The 20,764-nt window shown below is 71.1% G+C and carries 21 protein-coding genes; 11 read left to right on the top strand and 10 right to left on the bottom strand.

Going from position 1 to position 20,764, the window contains the following annotated elements; translation table 11 throughout:
- The first annotated feature begins 124 nt into the window (after positions 1-124).
- The 8 genes from AB0389_RS32105 (at position 125) to AB0389_RS32140 (ending at position 5,150) form a co-directional block, all read left to right on the top strand.
- Positions 125-388, top strand: a complete 264-nt coding sequence (locus AB0389_RS32105) for a hypothetical protein (RefSeq protein WP_366399051.1) — start codon at positions 125-127, stop codon at positions 386-388.
- Positions 379-567, top strand: a complete 189-nt coding sequence (locus AB0389_RS32110; protein ID WP_366399052.1) for a hypothetical protein — start codon at positions 379-381, stop codon at positions 565-567. The genes AB0389_RS32105 and AB0389_RS32110 overlap by 10 nt, the downstream gene beginning before the upstream one ends.
- Positions 568-574: 7 nt before the next feature.
- Complete coding sequence (locus AB0389_RS32115; protein WP_366399053.1) at positions 575-880, top strand: hypothetical protein; 306 nt, start codon at positions 575-577, stop codon at positions 878-880.
- Positions 881-971: 91 nt separating this feature from the next.
- The gene (locus AB0389_RS32120) at positions 972-1,898 is read left to right on the top strand and encodes a bifunctional DNA primase/polymerase (protein ID WP_366399054.1); all 927 of its coding nucleotides are present in this window, start codon (positions 972-974) and stop codon (positions 1,896-1,898) included.
- Positions 1,899-2,077: 179 nt separating this feature from the next.
- Positions 2,078-2,251: a hypothetical protein gene (locus AB0389_RS32125; protein ID WP_366399055.1), complete on the top strand. Its 174-nt coding sequence runs from the start codon at positions 2,078-2,080 to the stop codon at positions 2,249-2,251.
- Positions 2,248-3,399 carry a DUF3631 domain-containing protein gene (locus AB0389_RS32130; RefSeq protein WP_366399056.1) on the top strand — a complete coding sequence of 384 codons (1,152 nt, stop codon included), beginning with the start codon at positions 2,248-2,250 and terminating at the stop codon, positions 3,397-3,399. Before AB0389_RS32125 ends, AB0389_RS32130 begins: the two co-directional genes overlap by 4 nt.
- A 175-nt stretch (positions 3,400-3,574) precedes the next feature.
- Positions 3,575-3,802, top strand: a complete 228-nt coding sequence (locus AB0389_RS32135) for a helix-turn-helix domain-containing protein (protein ID WP_366399057.1) — start codon at positions 3,575-3,577, stop codon at positions 3,800-3,802.
- 79 nt (positions 3,803-3,881) lie between these two features.
- The gene (locus AB0389_RS32140; protein WP_366399058.1) at positions 3,882-5,150 is read left to right on the top strand and encodes a site-specific integrase; all 1,269 of its coding nucleotides are present in this window, start codon (positions 3,882-3,884) and stop codon (positions 5,148-5,150) included.
- Positions 5,151-5,260: 110 nt separating this feature from the next.
- Here the strand turns inward: AB0389_RS32140 and glnA are convergent, their stop codons facing one another.
- Positions 5,261-6,670, bottom strand: a complete 1,410-nt coding sequence (gene glnA / locus AB0389_RS32145; RefSeq protein WP_366399059.1) for a type I glutamate--ammonia ligase — start codon at positions 6,668-6,670, stop codon at positions 5,261-5,263.
- A gap of 207 nt (positions 6,671-6,877) precedes the next feature.
- Here glnA and AB0389_RS32150 point away from each other — a divergent pair, with 207 nt between their 5' ends.
- Complete coding sequence (locus AB0389_RS32150; protein ID WP_366399060.1) at positions 6,878-7,345, top strand: RDD family protein; 468 nt, start codon at positions 6,878-6,880, stop codon at positions 7,343-7,345.
- Positions 7,346-7,447: 102 nt separating this feature from the next.
- On the opposite strand, the gene AB0389_RS32155 is transcribed toward AB0389_RS32150, so the two are convergent.
- From AB0389_RS32155 to lipB, 4 genes are all read right to left on the bottom strand, one after another.
- Positions 7,448-8,146 carry a DUF4191 domain-containing protein gene (locus AB0389_RS32155; protein ID WP_366399061.1) on the bottom strand — a complete coding sequence of 233 codons (699 nt, stop codon included), beginning with the start codon at positions 8,144-8,146 and terminating at the stop codon, positions 7,448-7,450.
- Positions 8,147-8,156: 10 nt separating this feature from the next.
- On the bottom strand, positions 8,157-8,390 hold the full coding sequence (locus tag AB0389_RS32160) for a hypothetical protein (protein ID WP_366399062.1): 234 nt from the start codon (positions 8,388-8,390) through the stop codon (positions 8,157-8,159).
- A gap of 280 nt (positions 8,391-8,670) precedes the next feature.
- Positions 8,671-9,636, bottom strand: coding sequence for a lipoyl synthase (gene lipA, locus AB0389_RS32165; RefSeq protein ID WP_366399063.1), 966 nt, complete (start codon positions 9,634-9,636; stop codon positions 8,671-8,673).
- A 125-nt stretch (positions 9,637-9,761) separates the two neighbouring features.
- A complete protein-coding gene (gene lipB, locus AB0389_RS32170) occupies positions 9,762-10,586 on the bottom strand; it encodes a lipoyl(octanoyl) transferase LipB (RefSeq protein WP_366399064.1) in 825 nt (274 codons plus the stop codon).
- Positions 10,587-10,850: 264 nt separating this feature from the next.
- Here lipB and AB0389_RS32175 point away from each other — a divergent pair, with 264 nt between their 5' ends.
- On the top strand, positions 10,851-12,356 hold the full coding sequence (locus AB0389_RS32175; protein WP_366399065.1) for a regulator: 1,506 nt from the start codon (positions 10,851-10,853) through the stop codon (positions 12,354-12,356).
- Positions 12,357-12,470: 114 nt separating this feature from the next.
- Here the strand turns inward: AB0389_RS32175 and AB0389_RS32180 are convergent, their stop codons facing one another.
- Together AB0389_RS32180 and AB0389_RS32185 are read right to left on the bottom strand one after the other, a co-directional pair.
- Positions 12,471-13,823, bottom strand: a complete 1,353-nt coding sequence (locus AB0389_RS32180; RefSeq protein ID WP_366399097.1) for an NAD(P)/FAD-dependent oxidoreductase — start codon at positions 13,821-13,823, stop codon at positions 12,471-12,473.
- 1,039 nt (positions 13,824-14,862) lie between these two features.
- On the bottom strand, positions 14,863-15,759 hold the full coding sequence (locus AB0389_RS32185; protein ID WP_366399066.1) for a TIGR01777 family oxidoreductase: 897 nt from the start codon (positions 15,757-15,759) through the stop codon (positions 14,863-14,865).
- Between the two features lie 35 nt (positions 15,760-15,794).
- On the opposite strand from AB0389_RS32185, the gene AB0389_RS32190 reads away from it, so the two are divergent.
- On the top strand, positions 15,795-16,286 hold the full coding sequence (locus tag AB0389_RS32190; protein WP_366399067.1) for a GNAT family N-acetyltransferase: 492 nt from the start codon (positions 15,795-15,797) through the stop codon (positions 16,284-16,286).
- Here AB0389_RS32190 and AB0389_RS32195 read toward each other — a convergent pair.
- The 3 genes from AB0389_RS32195 to aceE all read right to left on the bottom strand — a co-directional run bounded on the left by AB0389_RS32195 (position 16,283) and on the right by aceE (position 20,631).
- Positions 16,283-16,816 (bottom strand): DUF4240 domain-containing protein, encoded by a 534-nt coding sequence (locus AB0389_RS32195; protein WP_366399098.1) that lies wholly within the window; start codon positions 16,814-16,816, stop codon positions 16,283-16,285. The two genes, AB0389_RS32190 and AB0389_RS32195, sit on opposite strands and share 4 nt — an antisense overlap.
- A gap of 87 nt (positions 16,817-16,903) precedes the next feature.
- Entirely contained in the window at positions 16,904-17,878 is a 975-nt protein-coding gene (locus AB0389_RS32200) for a WYL domain-containing protein (protein WP_366399068.1), read from the bottom strand.
- A 71-nt stretch (positions 17,879-17,949) separates the two neighbouring features.
- Positions 17,950-20,631 carry a pyruvate dehydrogenase (acetyl-transferring), homodimeric type gene (aceE, locus tag AB0389_RS32205; protein ID WP_366399069.1) on the bottom strand — a complete coding sequence of 894 codons (2,682 nt, stop codon included), beginning with the start codon at positions 20,629-20,631 and terminating at the stop codon, positions 17,950-17,952.
- Positions 20,632-20,764 lie beyond the last annotated feature (133 nt).

Raw genomic sequence — 20,764 nt, forward strand, 5'->3', positions numbered from 1 at the left:
GCCCCGGCTGCTAGGTCTAGCACCTCCGCTAGCACCCCACAGGGCCGTTGATCAGGCACCTAGCGTCTAGCACCTGACCAGCCACAACCCCCGAAGACCGCCCCCGGACGGGAGTTCACCCCACATGCTCATCGCTAGCGCCGCCCTGCTGACCATCCTGGCCGGTTACACAGCGTTGTGCGCGATCTCGCCGTTCGGCCCCTGCCGCACATGCTCGGGGACCGGACTGCGCGAGCTGCGCAAGGGCGCCAAACTCTGCCGCCGCTGCCACGGCCAACGCCGCCGACTCCGCACCGGCCGCCGCATCCTCAACGCCGCCCGCCGCACCCACACCACCGGAACCACCCACCGCACACCACCCCAGAAGGGAACCCCGCCGTGGCACTGACCATCTCCCTGGTCTTCCTCTTCGGACTCGTCCTGTTCTTCCTCCTCCGCTCCCACTCCCTCAGCTTCGGCGCCGCGTTCACCGCCACCGGATTCGGGTTCTTCCTCGCCTCCACCGGCGCCGCCGCCCCCATCAACCAACTCGCCACCGCAGTCCTCAACGCCATCCCCAACCTGTAGGAGACCCATGAACGACACCGTCACCGTGACCCGGCACGTGCGCGGAAAACCCGATGTCCGCGACCTGGGCAAGAGCATCATCACGCCCGAGACCGTGACCTTCATCTACCGGCTCGACAACCCCGGACCCGTCAACGGGATCTATCCGGTCCGTGCCGAAGTGACCGGCCCCGCCCGTAGCGCACACACAAACGAGCCCTACAACGACGGGCGGCGTGACCTCACCGAGTTCTTCGACCGCGACCGCCCCCAGGACTGGCCCGACTGGCTCATCGCATTCGGAGCCGAACACCGCCCGCAGTACCCCGCCTGACCCCAGCACCGCCGAGAGCGGCCCCCACTCCGACCAAGAACCGGGGGCCGCTCTCATCTCGCAGCACTCAACAGAACTGGAGACATCCAGCATGACACCTGAACCCTTGTCCGCACTGCTACGGGCAGCGCTGGCCGCCGCCGAACGCGGCTGGGCCGTCTTCCCCCTCCGCCCGTCCGACAAGCGCCCCGCCCTCCACGGCGAGACCGCATGCCCCGGCACCGGCCCCTGCACGGACGGGCACCGCAAGTGGGAGGAGCGCGCCACCACCGACCCCGACCGTATCCGCCGGGCGTGGGCCGACACTCCGTTCAACGTCGGCATCGCCACCGGCCCCTCCGGCCTGGTCGTCATCGACCTCGACATGCCCAAAACCAAGAACAGGAACAGAAACAAGGGCAACAGCAGTACGGACACGCCTTCCGGCGTGACGACCTTCAAGGCGCTCTGCGAGCGCACCGGGAACCCCGTCCCCGCTACCTACCGCACCCGGACCGCGAGCGGCGGACAGCACCTGTACTTCACCGCCCCGCCCGACGCCCGCCTCACCAACAGTGCGGGCAGGCTCGGCAAGTTGATCGACACCCGCGCGTGGGGCGGTTACGTCGTCGCCGGAGGCAGCACCACCGCCGCCGGGCCCTACACCGTCACCGACCCCACGCCCCCCGCCCCGCTCCCCGAATGGCTGCACGCCTGCCTGACGGTCCGTCAGATGTCGCGGGTACTAAGGGTCGCCTCGCCGCCGTCCGGGGCCTCTCACTACGCCACAGCGGCCCTCAGGGCCGAACTGGCGAATGTCGCGGGCGCCGGGGAGGGCGTACGGAACTGGACTCTCCTCAGGGCCGCACGGGCTCTCGGGCGGTTCGTCGCATCCGGCGCGCTCACCCGCAGCGAGGTGGAAGAGCCTCTTAAGCAGGCAGGGATGGCGGCCGGGCTGCGGGAAAGCGAGTGCGCGCCGGTCATCACCAGCGCTCTGAACTGGTCGATCGCCCACAATCCCAGCGGCACGGCGTCATGAGCGCGCCGCCGAATCCACCGCTTAAGAGGCAGTCCTCCTCTCCCGCCAGCCATCCGCGCGCCGCCGGACCGGCCCCCGCCCCCTCCGGCCGTAGTGCGCCGGAAGTCGTCGCCGTAGGCGTCCGCATTGCTGTTCGTCCTGACCCGCGCCCGGTTCCCGAGCAGCGCGTCATCGGGGGGTTGCGCATCACCGCGCCCCGGGGCGCCGCTCCCACCGCCGCTTCGTGGTGCGTGTGCGGACGCGACCTGTTCGCCGCCGGCCACCGCCAGGTACTCGCGCTGATCGCCGACCACACCGCCCACCGCGACATCTGCCCCCGGCACACCGGACGGGAAGAGAGGAACGCCGCATGAACGACACGAGCATCGACGGAGCGGCCCTGCTCAACGAGGTGGAAGCCTTCCACCGCCGCTTCAACGTCTTCCCGACCGAAGCCGCGTACGTCGCCGTCGCCCTGTGGGACGCGCACGCCCACCTCCTCGACTGCTTCGACTCCACCCCGCGGATCGCGTTCCTCTCCCCCGAACCGGGCTCGGGGAAGTCCCGGGCACTGGAGATCGTGGAAACCCTGGTCCCGCGCCCGATGGTCGCGGTGAACGCCTCTGCCGCCGCACTGTTCCGGTCGGTGTCCGGCCCGGACGGGCGCCCCACGATCCTCTTCGACGAGATCGACACCGTGTTCGGGCCCAAGGCCGGGGACAACGAGGAACTGCGCGGGTTCGTGAACGCCGGACACCGACGCAAGGGCGTTACCTACCGGTGCGTCGGTGACAGTCAGACCGTCACCCCGTTCCCGTCGTTCGCCGCCGTCGCGGTCGCCGGGCTCGGCTCGCTGCCGGACACGATCTTCACGCGCTCCGTCATCATCCGCATGCGCCGTCGCGCCCGCAACGAGAAGGTCGAATCGTTCCGGGCCCGGCTGCACGAGAAGGAGGGCAACGCCCTGCGCGACCGCCTCGCCGCTTGGGCCGAACAGGTACGGGGACAGATCACGGACGCATGGCCCGAGATGCCCGACGGCATCTCCGACCGCCCCGGAGACGTCTGGGAACCCCTCCTCGCCGTCGCAGACGCGGCAGGCGGAGACTGGCCGCGCCGGGCCCGGGAAGCCTGCACCACCCTGGTCAAGGCATCCCAGAGCAACGACAAGGGCAGCCTCGGCATCCGGCTGCTGTGCGATCTGCGGGACCACGTCCTGATCGGCGTGGACAAGCTGCCCACCGTCGCCATCATCGACCGCCTCAATGCCCTCGAAGACGCCCCGTGGGCCGACATGGGCGGCCGACCGCTCGACAACCGCCGCCTGTCCCGGATGCTCGGTGAGTACATGACCGGGGACAACGAGCCCGTCGCCTCGCGCAACATCCGCACGGCCGGCGGAGTCCTCAAAGGCTTCTTCACCAAGGATCTCGAAGACGCGTGGGCCCGCTACTGCCCGCCCCCCACAGCCGCTACAAGCGCTACGCCGCTACATCCCAGGTCAGAGCCCCCGAATCTGTAGCGGCAAACCCCGATGTAGCGGCTACGCCCCACACCCCGCCACCGGCCGTAGCCGCTACACCCCACCCGTCCGCTACAAAAATCATGCCGCTGACCTGCGATGTAGCGGCGTAGCGGCTGTAGCGGACATCTGAGAGGGGGGTCCCCGCCCGGAGCCCCGCAAGGAGAGATCCCGTATGGCAACGGCATCCGCCACAACCACCCTCCGGGCCGGACTCCCGGACCGCTACCTCACCCCCGACGACATCGCCGCCATGTTCGGCGTGCCGCTGGAAACCGTCTACGGCTGGCGCAAGAAGCGCACCGGGCCGCCCGGCTTCCGCGTCGGCAAGTACGTCCGCTACGACCCGGCGGCCGTCCGCGCTTGGGTCAACGACCTCATGGCCGACAGCACAGCAGCCTGACCAACCCGCACCAGCACCACGGCCGGTGGCGAGCACTCCTCGCCACCGGCCGCCGCCATTCCCAAGGGAGCAGCCACCTATGGCCGGCCACATCCAAGACCGCTGGTTCAAGACCGAGACCAGCACCGACGGCAAGACCACCCGTGTCAAAACCGAGCGCTACGGCACAGGCATGCGCTACCGCGCCCGCTACGTCGCCCCGGACGGCACGGAGAAAAGCCGCTCGTTCCCCGACAAGCAGAAGCGCCTTGCCGAGTCGTGGCTGACACAGATCGCGGCTGATCTGTCGCGAGGCCAGTACATCGACCCGTCCGCGGGGAAGGTGACGTTCCAACAGTTCGCCACGGGGTGGCTCGCGTCCGCCACGACGGACGTGTCCACGATCACGGCCATGGAACTTCGCTTCCGAATCCACGTCTTCCCGCACATCGGGTCGCGCTCCCTGAGCGCGTTCCAGCCGGGGCACATCCGGACGTGGGCGCGAACGCTCAAAGACTCCGGCATCGCCGCGTCGTACCAGCGCGTCATCTTCGCGAACGTGTCGGCCGCGTTCGGCGCCGCGGTGGACGATGGCGTCATCGTCCGGAATCCTTGCCGCGCCGGTTCCGTCCGGGCGCCCAAGCTGGACGCGCGGAAGCTCAAGCCGTGGACTCGTGAGCGGGTCTTCGAAGTACGGGCCGGTCTGCCGGGGGAGTACCAGACGCTCGTGGACGTCGGCGCCGGATGCGGTCTGCGGCAGGGGGAAATCTTCGGTCTGGCGCCCGATGAGATCGACTTCCTCGGGGGAGTCGTGCACGTCGTACGACAGGTCAAGATGGTTGGCTCGCATCTCGTGTTCGCCCCGCCGAAGGGCGGCAAGCTGAGGGATGTGCCCCTGCCGGACGCGGTGTCGTACGCGCTGGCCGCTCACATCACCAGCCGTCCGCCGATCGAAGTCACCCTGCCGTGGAAGACCCCGGACGGCCCGCCCGTCACGGCGACGCTGCTGTTCTACTCGCGGGAGCGGAAGGCGCTGAACCGGAACTACTTCAACATGTACCTGTGGAAGCCCGCCCTGGTCTCCGCTGGCGTCATCCCGGAGCGCGAGCCGGGGGAGCGGTTCGAGCCGTCGCGCGAGCACGGCATGCACGCGCTGAGGCACTTCTACGCGTCCGTCCTGCTCGACGCGGGGGAGAACATCAAGGCGCTTGCCGAGTACCTGGGGCACGCGGACCCGGGCTTCACCCTCCGGACGTACACGCACCTCATGCCGAACAGTCAGGCTCGGGCGCGTAAGGCCATCGACGCGATGTTCAGTGTCTCCGCGGACGATCGGGACGACGGGGGAGAGCAGCAAGCGGCGGCGTGAACGCGGCCCGCAGAAAGGCCGTCGGCCGTGCCTTCCGGGAGGGGAAGAGCACGGCCGACGGCCCACGGACGGCCCAGGGGAGCGAATAGACGCTCTGACCTGCGGCGTTCCTAAATGTCGAAGTACAGCTCGAACTCGTGCGGGTGCGGGCGGAGCTGGATGGGGGCGATTTCCTTGGTGCGCTTGTAGTCGATCCACGTCTCGATCAGGTCCGACGTGAAGACGCCGCCCGCCTGGAGGTACTCGTTGTCCGACTCCAGGGCGTCCAGGACGGCCGGGAGGGACGTCGGGACCTGGGGGACGCCGGCGTGCTCCTCCGGGGCCAGCTCGTAGAGGTCCTTGTCGATCGGCTCGGCCGGCTCGATCTTGTTCTTGACGCCGTCGAGGCCCGCGAGGAGGAGGGCCGAGAAGGCCAGGTACGGGTTGGACGACGGGTCCGGGGCGCGGAACTCGACGCGCTTGGCCTTCGGGTTCGAGCCCGTGATCGGGATGCGCATCGCGGCGGAGCGGTTGCGCTGCGAGTAGACCATGTTGACCGGCGCCTCGAAGCCCGGGACCAGGCGGTGGTACGAGTTCACCGTCGGGTTCGTGAAGGCCAGCAGCGACGGGGCGTGCTTGAGGATGCCGCCGATGTAGTAGCGCGCCATGTCCGAGAGGCCCGCGTAGCCCTGCTCGTCGTAGAAGAGCGGGACGCCGCCCTGCCACAGGGACTGGTGGACGTGCATGCCGGAGCCGTTGTCACCGAAGATCGGCTTGGGCATGAAGGTCGCGGTCTTGCCGTTGCGCCAGGCGACGTTCTTCACGATGTACTTGAAGAGCATCAGGTCGTCGGCCGCGGCGAGCAGCGTGTTGAACTTGTAGTTGATCTCGGCCTGGCCGGCGGTGCCCACCTCGTGGTGCTGGCGCTCGACCTGGAGGCCGGACGCCTCCAGCTCCAGGGAGATCTCCGCGCGCAGGTCGGCGAAGTGGTCGACCGGCGGGGCCGGGAAGTAGCCGCCCTTGTAGCGGACCTTGTAGCCGCGGTTGTCCTCGACCGAGCCGGTGTTCCAGGCGCCGGCCTCGGAGTCGATGTGGTAGAAGCCCTCGTTGGCGGTGGTGTTGAAGCGCACGCTGTCGAAGACGTAGAACTCGGCCTCGGGGCCGAAGTACGCGGTGTCCGCGATGCCGGTGGAGGCGAGGTACGCCTCCGCCTTCTTGGCGATGTTGCGCGGGTCGCGGCTGTACTGCTCGCCCGTGATCGGGTCGTGGATGAAGAAGTTGATGTTCACGGTCTTGTCGCGGCGGAAGGGGTCCACCCGGGCCGTCGACAGGTCCGCGCGCAGCGCCATGTCCGACTCGTGGATGGCCTGGAAGCCGCGGATCGACGAGCCGTCGAAGGCCAGCTCCTCGTCCGGGTCGAAGGCCTTCGCCGGGATCGTGAAGTGCTGCATCACGCCAGGCAGGTCGCAGAAGCGGACGTCGACGAACTTCACGTCCTCGTCCGCGATGTACTTCTTGGCCTCGTCGGCGTTCTGGAACATCCAGCTCCTCCTCCTCCCGACCCGGGGTGGGGCGGGGGTTATCGGTCGTGCGGCCAGTGCGGTGGCACACGCTGGACCCGACCTTAGGTTTCCGGGATTTCTCCAGCATGACCCATTTGTTTCGCCGAAGTTAACCAGCCACCTTCCGCGCCGGGCGTACGACGCCCCCGCGCCCGGGCGCGAACCGTGCCGCAGTACCGTGTACGGGTGGACAACAGGCAAGCACTGGGATCGTGGCTCTCCGGACCGCGCGCGGCGGCCGAGGAGATGGGCGTCGACTTCGGCTATCGGGGTGAACGGCTCGGTCTGCCGGAGCACGGACCCGGCTCCGTCGCCCCGCTCGGACGGCGTTTCGGGGCGCTGTTCACCGACTGGGCGCTCTGCATGCTGATCGCATACGGGCTGCTCTCCGGCGGTAACTGGCAGGCGTCGGGGAACTGGGCGCTCGGCGTCCTCTTCGTACTCAGCCTGCTCACCGTCGGTACGGTCGGCTTCACCCCGGGCAAGCGGCTCTTCGGCCTCCGGGTCGTCGCCGAGAACGGCGGGCGGATCGGCCCGGGCCGCGTCCTCGTCCGTACGGCGCTGCTCTGCCTGGCAGTTCCGGCGCTCGTCTGGGACCGCGACGGACGCGGCCTCCACGACCGGCTCGCCCGCGCCGTACAGGTGCGTATCTGATCCGGCGGCGCCACAGCGCCCGTTACATCGGTGAGGGTGGCCGGGATCCGTTCAACGGTTCCCGGCCACCCTCAGTTATGAACATTCCGAACGTTCCGAACGTCAGCGCATCTTTCCGCCGCGCGGCATCCGCATCCCCTTCGGCATGGGGCCCTTTGGCAGCGGCATGTTGCTCATCAGGTCACCCATCGCCCGCAGCCGGTCGTTCGCCGCCGTCACCTGCGGACCCGCCAGCACGCGCGGCAGCTTCAGCATGGTCGTACGGACCTTCTTGAGCGGGACCTGGCCCTCGCCGTCGCCCACGATGATGTCGTGCACCGGCACATCGACGACGATCCGCGCCATCCGCTTCTTCTCGGCGGCGAGCAGGCCCTTCACCCGGTTCGGGTTGCCCTCGCCCACCAGCACGATGCCCGCCTTGCCGACGGCCCGGTGGACGACGTCCTGGCTGCGGTTCATCGCGACCGCAGGCGTCGTGGTCCAGCCACGGCCCACGTTCTCCAGAACAGCCGCGGCGGCGCCCGGCTGGCCCTCCATCTGACCGAAGGCGGCCCGCTCGGCACGCCGGCCGAAAACGATCGCCATCGCGAGGAACGCCAGGATGAAACCCAGGATGCCCAGATAGATGGGGTGGTTGATCAAGAAACCGATCGCGAGGAAGACACCGAAGGTGACGATTCCCACACCCGCGAGGACAAGTCCGACTTTGGAGTCGGCTTTCCGGGTCATCTTGTAGGTAAGGGCGATCTGCTTCAGTCGCCCCGGGTTCGCAGCAGTGTCTGCGTTTTCCTTCCTCGCCATACCCGGAAGTTTACGTGGCGTGGGAAGTGGCCTCCGACACCGCCTCCAGTACGTGCTCCGTCTCCACCCTGTCCTTGGCCCGGCGGCGGTCCTCCAGGACGGCCGTCCAGGCGTTGCGGCGCGCCGTGCGCTGGCCGCCGCTCAGCAGGAGGGACTCCATCGCGCGCAGCGCTCCGGAGAGGGACGGCAGGGTGGGCGTGGCGGGAGTGGTCCGGTCTATGGGTCTTACCGGCGCGACCTGCATGGTGGCGGTCCCCTCGGAGAGGTGAAGGCAAGAGCGCGTGTGCGCGGTGCGTGGGTCCAGGGTCACTCCCCGGTGTTACCAGGGCGTGACCGACCGGTCAAACGCGAATGAAACCCTGCCGTGGATACGGTCACGGCCCCCGGAAACGCGGGCGCGGCCCGTACCCCGCCCCGGCCTGCGGGGGAGCGTACGGGCCGCGTCGGTGCGGCGAGTTACTCGCTGGTAGTCACTCGTGACCGGATTCACACAGCCGTCGGCCCGTGAGGCGCCGGCCGGCGCCTCAGACCGCCTGGCTCGCCACCGCCGCGCCGCGCCGCTCGATCGCCTGCTGGTACAGCCGGCCCGCGCGGTACGACGAACGCACCAGCGGTCCCGACATGACGCCCGAGAAACCGATCGCGTCGGCCTCGTCCTTCAGCTCCACGAACTCGTTCGGCTTCACCCACCGCTCGACGGGGTGGTGCCGTACCGAAGGCCGCAGATACTGCGTGATCGTGATCAGCTCGCAACCCGCCGCGTGCAGATCCCGCAGCGCCTCGCTGACCTCCTCGCGCGTCTCGCCCATGCCCAGGATCAGATTGGACTTGGTGATCAGCCCCGCCTCGCGGGCCCGGGTGATCACTTCGAGGGAGCGCTCGTACCGGAAACCGGGGCGGATCCGCTTGAAGATCCGCGGCACCGTCTCGACATTGTGCGCGAGCACCTCGGGACGCGAGGAGAAGACCTCGGCCAGCTGCTCCGGCACGGCGTTGAAGTCGGGGACGAGCAGCTCGACCTTGGTACGGCCCGCCTCGCGCCCGTCCGTCTGCGCGTGGATCTGGCGCACGGTCTCCGCGTACAGCCAGGCGCCGCCGTCGGCCAGGTCGTCGCGGGCGACGCCGGTGATCGTGGCGTAGTTCAGGTCCATCGTGACGACGGACTCGCCCACGCGGCGCGGCTCGTCACGGTCCAGGGCATCGGGCTTGCCCGTGTCGATCTGGCAGAAGTCACAGCGCCGCGTGCACTGGTCACCGCCGATGAGGAAGGTCGCCTCGCGGTCCTCCCAGCACTCGAAGATGTTGGGACAGCCGGCCTCCTGGCAGACCGTGTGCAGGCCCTCGCTCTTCACGAGCTTCTGGAGCTGCTGGTACTCGGGGCCCATTTTCGCCCGGGTCTTGATCCACTCGGGCTTGCGCTCGATGGGGGTCTGGCTGTTCCGGACCTCCAGACGCAGCATCTTGCGTCCGTCGGGTGCGACAGCGGACACGTCCGGCACCTCTTCTCTGCTGGCGCGGCATTCGATTCTTCGGCGAACACCAGGTTACGCCCGTTAATTACGTGGCATTACGTCTGGCCAACCCGTGGCCGATGGGGCGCATTCCCCCGTGCGGGCTAAGCGTTCGCCCGCTCACGATCACGCTCGATCTCGCGCGGCCTCGGCTCCGCCGCCGCCAGCACGTCCCGCAGGTGTTTCTCCAGTACGGGCACGACCTCCCGGACGCCGATGTCACGGCCCAGCTCGTACGCGAGCGAGGTGACGCCCGCGTCGCGGATGCCGCACGGCACGATCCGGTCGAACCAGGTGTTGTCCGGGTTCACATTCATGGCGAAGCCGTGCATGGTGACCCCCTTCGCCACCCGGATGCCGATCTGCGCGAGCTTGCGGTCCTCCCGGCGCTGGCCGGCGTTCGAGGGCGCGTACTCCGGGCCGTTCAGCCGCGGGTCGAACTCCTCGTCCGCGACCCGGGGATCGACCCGGGGCCCGAAGTCCAGGGTGAGGCCGCCGCCCGCCGCCGGCCGGTCCTCGACCGGGTCGCCGAGCACCCACACCCCGCTGCGACCCTCGATCCGGGTGGTCGTCAGACCGAAGTCCGCGACCGTACGGATCATGGCCTCTTCGAGGCGGCGGACATGCGCGACGACATCGACGGGACGCGGCAGCTTCAGGATCGGATAGCCCACCAGCTGGCCGGGGCCGTGCCAGGTGATCTTCCCGCCGCGGTCCACATCCACGACCGGGGTGCCGTCCAGCGGCCGTTCGCTCTCCACCGTGCGCCGTCCGGCCGTATAGACCGGCGGGTGCTCCAGCAGCAGGCAGGTGTCCGGGACCTCGTCGGCGAAACGGGCCGCGTGCACCCGGCGCTGCTCCTGCCAAGCCTCCCGGTACTCGACGGCGTCCGCGCCGAATCCCAGATGGACGTACCGCAGCTCACTCACGCCAGTGCCTCCCTGAAGACTTCACCGGGCACCGGAAGCGCCCCTGCCACTGTACGGCGGCACCGTCAGGACCGACCGGGCAGGTGTGTGTGGCATACCTCCTGCCCGGCCACCGGTCATACAGGGGTCAGGCAGCGCCAGCGATCCTCACACGATCGGATGAATGTGGGGCGAAGTTGGTGGCAGAGGCGGTTGTGGCTACTAAATTCGCGCCGTTCCATGAGGGCTGCTTCCGGGCCCGGAAGGCAGGAGACCGTACAGCTGATGTCGGAACGACCTCCGCAGCGCATCCCCAACCGCCAGCTCGCCGCGCTCATCTCAGAAGCCGGATTCTCCAACGCCGGGCTCGCCCGCCGGGTGGATCAGCTCGGCCTGGAGCACGGCCTCGACCTGCGGTACGACAAGACGTCGGTGACACGCTGGCTCCGCGGCCAGCAGCCACGCGGCACGACGCCCGCCCTGATCGCCGAGGTCTTCACCCGCCGCCTCGGCCGCCGGCTCTCCGCGCAGGACCTGGGCCTCGACGCCTGCGCCCCCGTCTACGCCGGGCTCGAATTCGCGTCCAGCCCCGAGGAGGCCGTCGACATCGTCGGCGGCCTGTGGCGCAAGGACTCCGGCAGCCACAGCGAACTGCGCAAGATCGCGTTCACCCCGGCGGGGCTGGTCGTGCCCAGCCGGGACTGGCTGATCGGCCGCCCGGACGAACGCGTCGGCCACCCCGCCCTCGCCACCGCCCACAACGCCGTGCGCGTGCCCGCCCAGGGGCGCCCGGCGCCGGGGACGGCCCCCGTCCACCCACCGCCCCCCGCCGCCCCCTCGGGCGCCGCTCCCGCCGTCCCCCGGCAGCGCACCGAACGCGCCGTCGGCCAGAAGGTCACCCCCGGCGACGTCGAGGCCCTGCGCTCCGTCGGCGACCTCTTCCGCACCCTCGACGACGCCTACGGCGGCGGCCACGCCAGGCAGGCCCTCATCCGCTATCTGGAGCACGAGGCCGAACCGATGCTGCGCGGCGTGTACGGCGAGACCACCGGGCGCCGGCTCTTCGGCGCCGCCGCCGAGCTGACCCGGCTGGCCGGCTGGACCTCGTACGACATCGCCGCCCACGGCCTCGCCCAGCGCTACTTCGTCCAGGCACTGCGGCTCGCCCAGGCGGCCGGGGACCGCGCGTACGGCTCGTACGTCCTGATCACCATGAGCCGCCAGGCCGTCTACCTCGGCCACGGCCGGGAGGCCGTCCAGCTCGCGCGCGTCGCCCAGCAGGGCATCGGGGCGTCCGCGCCCCCGGCCGTCCAGGCGCTGCTGCACGCCGCCGAGGCCCGCGGGCACGGCGTGCTGCTCGACACGCGCGCGTGCCAGTCGTCGCTTCTACGGGCCGAGCGCTCCCTGGAGGCCGCGCGGCCCGGCGACGACGTACCGCGCTGGGCGCGCTTCTTCGACGAGGCACAGCTCGCGGACGAGTTCGGGCACTGCCACCGCGATCTCGGGCAGCACCGCGCGTGCGTGCAGCACGCCGAGCGCTCCCTCCAGCTCCGCGCGCCCGCCTTCGCGCGCAGCCGCCTCTTCTGCCGCGTCGTACTGGCCTGCGGGCGCCTCGGCCTCGGCGAGCTGGACCAGGCGTGCCTGCTGGGCGCGGAGGCGGCGCAACAGGCCGCCGAGATGCGCTCCGCGCGCGCCGTCGAGTACGTACGCGACTTCGAACGGCGGCTGGAGCCGTACCGGGACGCGGCGGCCGTACGGGGCTACCGCGAGCGGGTCGCGGCGCTCGGCTGACCGGCGCGCGGCCGGCCGGCGCTCGGCCGACGGCGGCTTGAGCCGGTCCCGCCCGGGGTAGGTCGACGCCCGGACGGGACCGGAGACTTGGGTGGTGCGGCGCGGCGCAGGCCGTCAGGCCACGGCGGACAGCGGCGTCTGTTCGCGCGCCGGGCGTACGCCCAGATCGCGCAGGACCGCGTGGGCGGCGCGGCGGCCCGAGAAGAGCGCGCCCTGCACCGTGTTCGTGTCCCGGTGGTCACCGCACACATACAGCCCGGACAGCAGCCGGACCGGCCGGCGCAGATCGTGCGGCGGCGACATGGCGGGCACCGCCTCCGGGTCGTGATGGACGGCCAGCAGCTCCCAGTCGTCCGTCGGCGTCCCGTACAGCCGCGCGAGATGCGCCCTGACCGTACGGTCCAGCTCCGCCGCCGGGGGAGGGGTGCCCAGCACCGTCGACGAGATCAGCACCCGGCCCTCCGGCGCACGCGACGGATCGACCGCGCTCATCACCGCCGTGTGCGCGACGGGCCCGCCCCGGTCGCCGTCCAGCAGCAGCATCGGATCCGTCAACGGGGGCTCGGGCGCGGTGTGGTGCACCACCGTCACCGCGTGGAAGCCGGGCACGCGCAGCCCGGGCAGTAACTCGGCCGCGGCCCGCGCGCCGGTCGCCAGGACCAGCGAACGGCAGCCGATCTCGCCGTGCTCCTTGGTCGTGACGTTGTTGATCGACGCGTCCGTCACGCACACCTCCGTACGGACCGTCCCCGCCGGCAGCGTCCGCGCCAGCAGCTCGGGCAGCGTCGCGGCGCCGCCCGCGGTGACGAACAGCCGGCCCCGCGCGAACGCCCGCAAAGCGAGATCCGCGCACCGGCTCGACGTCGTCAGATCCGGATCGCAGAGCAGCGCGGACAGCAACGGCCGGACGAAGCCGCTGACCGTACGGGCCGGCAGCCCGCGCGCCACGAGCGCCTCCCGCGCGGTACGTTCCGGCCGGGCCAGCAGCCGGTCCGTCGGCGTCGCCGCGAGCCGGCCCAGCGCGGCGCTCAGCCGCGCCTGGTCGAGCGCGCCACCGGCCCCGCCGAGCGGCGGGCGGGGGGCGCTCGCGAGGGCGCGTGCGACGGTCAGTGCGCTCCGCGCGCTCCCTACCGCACCGGTGCGGTAGTTGCGGCCGTCGCTGTGCACGAGAACGCCAGGCCCGAACATCCGGACCGCGGCGCCTTCCAGCCCCGGCGTCCGCAGCAGCTCGGGATACGACGTGATGAGCGGGCGCCCACCACGGTCCAACCGGAACCCGTCCACCTCGTCGGTCACCATCCGCCCACCGACGTAAGGGGCGGCCTCCAGGACGGCGACGCTTACGCCGGCGCTGGCCAGATGATGGGCCGTGGACAGGCCCGCGATGCCGGCGCCGATGACGACGACGTCCGCGTGATGCGCGCGTGGCGCGCGTGGCGCGCTTTGCGCGCTTTGCGCGCTATTCATGGCGGTGCTGAGCACGTGCCCCTCCCCGAGGTCGGCGCGGCTGGGTGTTGGGGGCGAGCCCCCGGAACGTCCGAGTCGAGCCCGAGACTAGGGACCGAAGGGGGGCGGGGCGTACGCGCGCGGCGGGGGTCACCGATGCATGGGGGGCGGTCGCCCCCGTTATGTGGGTGCGGGGTCGCCTTCCGGCGAGGGGCCGTGGGCTTAGCGGTGCGGTGCGGGTGCGGCCGGTTCGCCCCGTGCCGGGGGCCGGGGCACTCCGGAGGCGCATCCCCGGATGCATGATTTACGCCGCGTGCGGCAGGGTTCTTTGACCGCGGCTGTGTTCAGCGGCACAAATCACGCTCTACATCCGGGGACGTCACCTCCTGCGACCCCGGCCCCCTCCGGTCGGTGGACGGCCGGTGCGCAAACGTCCGGGGCCCGGCCCGGTGGGTCTGTGCGGGCCGGTGAAGGGGGCACCGCAGGGGGTATGTGTCCGGACGTAAAGCGCGATTTGTGCCGCTGAGCGAGACCCGCGGATACGGTCCGGCCCGCACGCGGCGTAAATCGTGCAGTCCGGGCATGTGCCCCCGGAGGGGCACCCGGCGACAACCCGCAGGTGTGCACCGGGCCGATCCCGAGGCGGACCCCGGCCCCCGGCCAGCACCCGCAGGTACGAACCGGGCCGAGCCCAAGACGGACCACGGCCCCCCGCCGGGAGGCGACCCCGCCCCCGGAGGGGCACCCGGCAACAACCCGCACGTACCCACCGGGCCGAGCCCGAACAGACCCGTACCCCCGGCCGTCACCCGCAGGTGTGCATCGGGCCGAGCCCAAGACGGCACCCGGCAACAACCCGCACGTACCCACCGGGCCGAGCCCGAACAGACCCGTACCCCCGGCCGTCACCCGCAGGCCCGCATCGGGCCGAGCCCAAGACGGACCCCGGCCCCCGGCCAGCACCCGCAGGCCCGCACCGGGCCGAGCCCAAAGACGGACCCCGGCCCCCGGCCGTCACCCGCAGGTACGAACCGGGCCGAGCCCAAGACGGACCCCACCCCTAAACCGCCGAACGCACCGCCTCGGCCACCGTGGGGAAGGCGAATGTGAAGCCCGTGTCCAAGAGGCGCTTCGGGAGTACGCGTTGGCTGCCGACCACGTCGTCCGCCAGCCCGCCCAGGACCAGCCGCAGCGCCGTCGCCGGGACCGGGAAGAGGGCCGGGCGGTGGAGGACGTGGGACATCGCGGTGGTGACCTCGCGGTTGGTGACCGGGTGGGGCGCGGTGAGGTTGACCGGGCCCTCCAGGGTGTCCGTGTCGATGAGGTGGCGCAGCGCGGCCACCTCGTCGTGGAGGGAGATGAAGGACCAGTACTGGTGGCCGTCGCCCAGCCGCCCGCCCAGGCCCGCGCGGAAGAGCGGGAAGAGCTTGCCCCAGGCGCCGCCCGCCGCCGAGACGACGAGGCCGGTGCGGGCGAGGACGGTGCGTACGCCGGCTTCCTCGGCGGCGAGGGCGGCTTCCTCCCACTCGACGCAGAGGGAGGGCAGGAAGCCGTCGCCGGGGGGAGCGCTCTCGTCGAGTTCGCGGTCGCCCTGGTAGCCGTAGAAGCCGATGGCGGAGCCGGAGACGAAGACCCGGGGCGGGGTGTCCAGGGAGGCGATGGCCTCGGCGAGGGTGGCGGTGCCGAGGAGCCGGCTGTCGCGGATGCGCTTCTTGTACGCCTCGCTCCAGCGCCGGCCCGCGATGCCCGCGCCGGCGAGGTGGACGACGGCGTCGCAGCCGTTGAGGGCGCGGGCGTCGATGCGCTGGAGCTCGGGGTCCCAGGTGATCTCGTCGGCCTCGCGTGCGGGGTGTCTGACCAGGCGGACCACCTCGTGACCGTCCGTGCGCAGGGAGCGTACAAGCGCCGTACCGATGAGCCCGGTGGAACCGGTGACCGCGATCCTCATGGGTTCCATCCTGCCTCTCCCGCGCCCCGTGGCACAGTTGCGGCATGGACGTCCCGCAGATTCGCCCGGCTGTCCGCTCCGACGACGACGCGCTGAGCGTGCTCGACCGCGCGGTGTGGTCGACGCTGCACGCGGTGACGCCGCGGCCGGAGCCGCCGTACGGGCTGTTCTTCGACGAGCGCCATCCGCCGGGGGAGTTCCTGGTGGCCGAGGCGGCGGAAGGTGTCGTCGGGTACATCCGGATCGGCAGGCCCACGCCGCTCGTCAGCAACGCGCATGTACGGCAGATACAGGGCCTGGCGGTCCAGGAGCGGGCGCGGGGCCGTGGCGTGGGCCGTGCGCTGCTGCGCGCCGGGGCGCTGCACGCGCGCAATCAGGGGGCGCGCAGGCTGACGCTGCGTGTGCTGGGGCACAACACGGCCGCGCGGCAGCTCTACGCGTCGGAGGGGTTCGTGGTGGAGGGCGTGGCGCGCGAGGAGTTCCTGCTGGACGGCGCGTACGTGGACGACGTGTTCATGGCGCTCCCGCTGGCCTAGGTCGGGCCGATCTCCGGGCCGAAGCGTTCCCACAGTCGAGGGAAGCGTTCGGCGAGCGCCGCGTCGTTCTCGAAGTCCAGCGGGGTGCCCGTCGGCTCGGCGGGCTGCGCCGCGATGCCGAGGGCGGGGGCCACGGTGCCGGTCAGCTGTTCGTACGCCTCGTCCGCCGCGTATCCCAGTTCCTCGCCGTCGCCGTCGACCTGTTCGTCGAAGTCGTCCAGCAGTTCGGCGAGGCTGTCCGGGTCGTGCAGGGCGCCCTCGAAGATTTCCCGGCCCTGGCCGATGAGCCAGCAGCGGAAGTAGTCGAAGGCGTCGTCGCTCGCGCCGCCGAGGAGCACCGCCGCCGCGCCCCACAGGTCCCAGTGGTACGCGCGGTTGTAGCGGGCCTCGAAGTGGCGCGCGAAGTCCAGTACGGAGTCGGGGTCGAGCTGGAGGAGCCGCTCGACCAGCACATCGGCATGGTCCACGGGGTCGCCGTCGGCGGCCTCGCGGGTGCTGTCGACGATCTCCCAGAACTCCGTCTCGTCCATCACGGGTCCAGCATCGTGCTTGGCGGGGGGCGGCGCACGCGGAGCCGCCGATTCGCCGCCCGGCGAGTCGGCGCGGGGGCCGCGCCGTCACGTGCCGTACAGCCCCCGCATCCGCTCCGCCGTCTCCGCGAAGCGGGTCCGCAGTGAGGCCGGTTCGAGGATCTCGGCGTCGGGGCCCAGGGCGAGCAGCTGGTCGTACGCGACGTCCAGGGACTCCACCGGCAGGGTGACCGTACGCAGGCCCGCCGCGTCCGGCGGATCCGCCGCCGCCAGGGCCTCGTACGCGGCCACCCGGTCCGTGACGTGCGGGAGTCTGCGCGCGCCCTCGGCGGTGAGCCGTACGACGGTCTCCGCGCACAGCAGCGAGCGGGCGAACTCGGCGGCGCGCTCATCCCAGAAGGCGGGGAGGTCGAAGGACTCCAGTCGAGAAAAACGTTCCTGCATGGGCTCCGCCGCGGTGAACCGGTCGATCCGGTACACCCGGAAGGAATTCTCGGCGCAGGCGCGGGCGCACAGGTACCAGACCCCCGCCTTCAGGACCAGACCGTACGGCGCCAGCCGCCGTTCCACCTCGGCGTCCCGGCGCAGATAGCGCGCCGAGAGCAGCCGGTCGCCCCAGACCGCCTCGGCGACCACCGGCAGCAGCTCGGGCGTCCTGGGCTCCTGGTACCAGCCGGGCGCGTCCAGATGGAAGCGCTGGGCCGCCGTGTCCGACGCGTCCCGCAGCGACGGCAGCAGCGCCGCCGACACCTTCAGCCGGGCCGCCGAGGAGACGTCGTCGAGCCCCATCTCGCGCAGCGCGCCCGGTACCCCGGACAGGAACAGCGCCTCGGCCTCGCCGCGCGCCAGGCCGGTCAGCCGGGTGCGGTAGCCGCCGATCAGCCGGTAGCCACCGGTCCGGCCCCGGTCCGCGTACACAGGCACCCCGGCCTCGGAGAGGGCCTGTGCGTCGCGGGTGATGGTCCGTTCTGAGACTTCGAGTTCACGGGCCAGTTCGCCCGCGGTCATGGAGGGTCTGGACTGGAGCAGGAGCACCATTTTGATGAGCCGTGCAGCGCGCATATATCCATCATGCAGGGAGCCCCTGACACCGAGTGACAGGGGCTCCCCAACCTGCTATATGGACATCGCTGTCAGAGACCGTAGCGCGCCCGGGCCTCCGCGACCCGCTCCGGCTTGACCTCGCCCCGGCGGGCCAGCTGCGCCAGCGTCGCCAGCACGATCGACTGCGCGTCGACACCGAAGTGGCGGCGGGCCGCGTCGCGGGTGTCGGAGAGGCCGAAGCCGTCCGTACCGAGCGAGGTGTAGTCCTGCTCGACCCACTGGCTGATCTGGTCCGGGACCTGCCGCATCCAGTCGCTGACCGCGAGCACCGGGCCCGGCGCGCCGGACAGCGCGCGCGTCACGTACGGCGTCCGCTGCTCGCCGCGGAGCAGCGCCGCGTCGGCCTCCAGCGCGTCCCGGCGCAGCTCCGTCCAGGACGTGGCGGACCAGACGTCGGCGGTGACGCCCCAGTCGGCGGCGAGCAGCTCCTGAGCCGCCAGGGCCCAGTGGATCGCCGTACCGGACGCCAGCAGCTGGGCGCGGGGCGCGTCGGCGGCGGCCGGGGTGCCCTCCTTGAAGCGGTACAGGCCCTTGAGGATGCCCTCCTCGACGCCCTCGGGCATCGCGGGCTGCGGCATCGGCTCGTTGTAGACCGTCAGGTAGTAGAAGACGTCCGAGTCCTCGCCGGGGGCGGCCTGCCCGTACATCCGCCGCAGACCGTCCTTGACGATCACCGCGATCTCGTACGCGAACGCCGGGTCGTAGTTGAGCGACGCCGGGTTGGTGGACGCGATCAGGTGCGAGTGGCCGTCCGCGTGCTGGAGGCCCTCACCCGTCAGGGTCGTACGGCCGGCCGTGGCGCCGACGATGAAGCCCTTGCCGAGCTGGTCGGCGAGCTGCCACATCTGGTCGCCCGTGCGCTGCCAGCCGAACATCGAGTAGAAGATGTAGAACGGGATCATCGTCTCGCCGTGCGTCGCGTACGACGTCGCGGCGGCGATGAAGTCGGCCATGGAGCCGGCCTCGGTGATCCCCTCGTTGAGGATCTGGCCGTCCTTGGCCTCCTTGTAGTACATGATCTGGTCGCGGTCGACCGGGTCGTACGTCTGCCCCAGCGGCGAGTAGATGCCGGCCGACGGGAACAGCGCCTCCATGCCGAAGGTGCGCGCCTCGTCCGGGACGATGGGGACCCAGCGCTTGCCGGTCTCCTTGTCCCGCATCAGGTCCTTCATCAGCCGGACGAACGCCATGGTGGTCGCCACGGACTGCTTGCCGGAGCCCTTGTAGACCGCCTGGAACGGCTTGTCGGGCGCCTCGGGCAGCGCCACCGCGTGCACCCGGCGGGCCGGCGCGGGGCCGCCCAGCGCGGCGCGGCGCTCCTGGAGGTAGCGGACCTCGGGGGAGTCGGCGCCCGGGTGGCCGTACGGGACCAGGCTGTCGTCCAGCTTGGAGTCCGGGATCGGCAGGTCGAGCAGGTCGCGCATGGCGCGGAACTGCTCGCCGGAGAGCTTCTTCATCTGGTGGTTGGCGTTGCGCGACTCGAAGCCGGCGCCGAGCGTGTAGCCCTTCACCGTCTGCGCGAGGATCACGGTGGGCGCGCCCTTGTGGGCGAGCGCAGCGCGGTACGCCGCGTACACCTTGCGGGCCTCGTGGCCACCGCGCGAGGTGAAGAAACACTCCGCGATCTTCGCGTCGGGCAGCAGCTTCGCCAGCTCGATCAGCGCCGGGTCGACGCCGAAGAAGTGCTGACGGATGTAGGCGACGTCGCGGGTCGCGTACGTCTGGAACTGGGCGTCCGGGACCTGGCGCAGCCGGCGGACCAGCGCGCCCGTGGTGTCCAGCGCGAACAGCTCGTCCCAGGCGGAGCCCCACAGCGACTTGACGACATTCCAGCCCGCGCCGCGGAACTGGGCTTCCAGCTCCTGCACGATCTTGAAGTTGGCGCGGACGGGACCGTCGAGCCGCTGGAGGTTGCAGTTGATGACGAAGGTCAGATTGTCGAGCTGCTCGCGGGAGGCGAGGGCGAGGGCCGCCGTCGACTCGGGCTCGTCCATCTCGCCGTCGCCCAGGAACGCCCAGACGTGCGAGTTGGCGGTGTCCTTGATGGAGCGGTTGGTCAGATAGCGGTTGAAGCGCGCCTGGTAGATCGCGGAGAGCGGGCCCAGACCCATGGAGACGGTCGGGAACTCCCAGAGCCAGGGCAGCCGGCGCGGGTGCGGGTACGAGGGCAGGCCCTTGCCGCCCGCCTCCTGGCGGAAGTGGTCGAGGTCCGTCTCGGTGAGCCGGCCGTCGAGGAAGGCGCGGGCGTAGATGCCGGGGGAGGCGTGGCCCTGGATGTAGAGCTGGTCGCCGGAGCCGTCCCCCTCCTTGCCGCGGAAGAAGTGGTTGAAGCCCGTCTCGTACAGCCAGGCGGCCGAAGCGAAGGTGGCGATATGGCCGCCGACGCCGTAGCGGGCGCCGCGGGTGACCATCGCCGCCGCGTTCCAGCGGTTCCAGGCGGTGATCCGGGATTCCATCTCCAGGTCGCCGTCGAACGCGGGCTCGGCGGAGGTCGGGATGGAGTTGACGTAATCGGTCTCCAGCAGCGCCGGCACCGGGACCCCGGCCGATCCCGCGTGCTGGAGGGTACGACGCATGAGGTACGCGGCCCGGTGGGGCCCCGCGTGTTCGGTGACGGCGTCGAGGGAGGCCGCCCATTCGGCGGTCTCCTCGGTGTCACGGTCCGGGAGCTGGTCGAGCTCGCTCGGGAGTTTGCCTACGGGGTCGGGCATGGTCGCCGCCTTCCGGACTGACTGGAGGGGGGTGGAGAGATGGCCTTGTCTGGCAGGACAGGGCGACGGGCTGGGTGCAGCCCGTCGTCGACTGTAAGTCGTTGATCGATGATCGATCAAAGGGTTGAACGGC

The organism is Streptomyces sp. NPDC093109 (assembly GCF_040701725.1).
Taxonomy (GTDB): Bacteria; Actinomycetota; Actinomycetes; order Streptomycetales; family Streptomycetaceae; genus Streptomyces.

Bases quoted from the DNA above. Each gene is read 5' to 3' on its own strand.
- AB0389_RS32185 (WP_366399066.1), bottom strand. From the start codon at position 15,759: ATGGAACCCATGAGGATCGCGGTCACCGGTTCCACCGGGCTCATCGGT.
- aceE (WP_366399069.1), bottom strand. From the start codon at position 20,631: ATGCCCGACCCCGTAGGCAAACTCCCGAGCGAGCTCGACCAGCTCCCG.
- AB0389_RS32200 (WP_366399068.1), bottom strand. From the start codon at position 17,878: ATGCGCGCTGCACGGCTCATCAAAATGGTGCTCCTGCTCCAGTCCAGA.
- AB0389_RS32190 (WP_366399067.1), top strand. From the start codon at position 15,795: ATGGACGTCCCGCAGATTCGCCCGGCTGTCCGCTCCGACGACGACGCG.
- AB0389_RS32180 (WP_366399097.1), bottom strand. From the start codon at position 13,823: ATGAATAGCGCGCAAAGCGCGCAAAGCGCGCCACGCGCGCCACGCGCG.
- AB0389_RS32175 (WP_366399065.1), top strand. From the start codon at position 10,851: ATGTCGGAACGACCTCCGCAGCGCATCCCCAACCGCCAGCTCGCCGCG.
- AB0389_RS32120 (WP_366399054.1), top strand. From the start codon at position 972: ATGACACCTGAACCCTTGTCCGCACTGCTACGGGCAGCGCTGGCCGCC.
- AB0389_RS32135 (WP_366399057.1), top strand. From the start codon at position 3,575: ATGGCAACGGCATCCGCCACAACCACCCTCCGGGCCGGACTCCCGGAC.
- AB0389_RS32105 (WP_366399051.1), top strand. From the start codon at position 125: ATGCTCATCGCTAGCGCCGCCCTGCTGACCATCCTGGCCGGTTACACA.
- AB0389_RS32140 (WP_366399058.1), top strand. From the start codon at position 3,882: ATGGCCGGCCACATCCAAGACCGCTGGTTCAAGACCGAGACCAGCACC.
- glnA (WP_366399059.1), bottom strand. From the start codon at position 6,670: ATGTTCCAGAACGCCGACGAGGCCAAGAAGTACATCGCGGACGAGGAC.
- AB0389_RS32195 (WP_366399098.1), bottom strand. From the start codon at position 16,816: ATGGACGAGACGGAGTTCTGGGAGATCGTCGACAGCACCCGCGAGGCC.
- AB0389_RS32130 (WP_366399056.1), top strand. From the start codon at position 2,248: ATGAACGACACGAGCATCGACGGAGCGGCCCTGCTCAACGAGGTGGAA.
- AB0389_RS32155 (WP_366399061.1), bottom strand. From the start codon at position 8,146: ATGGCGAGGAAGGAAAACGCAGACACTGCTGCGAACCCGGGGCGACTG.
- AB0389_RS32160 (WP_366399062.1), bottom strand. From the start codon at position 8,390: ATGCAGGTCGCGCCGGTAAGACCCATAGACCGGACCACTCCCGCCACG.
- AB0389_RS32115 (WP_366399053.1), top strand. From the start codon at position 575: ATGAACGACACCGTCACCGTGACCCGGCACGTGCGCGGAAAACCCGAT.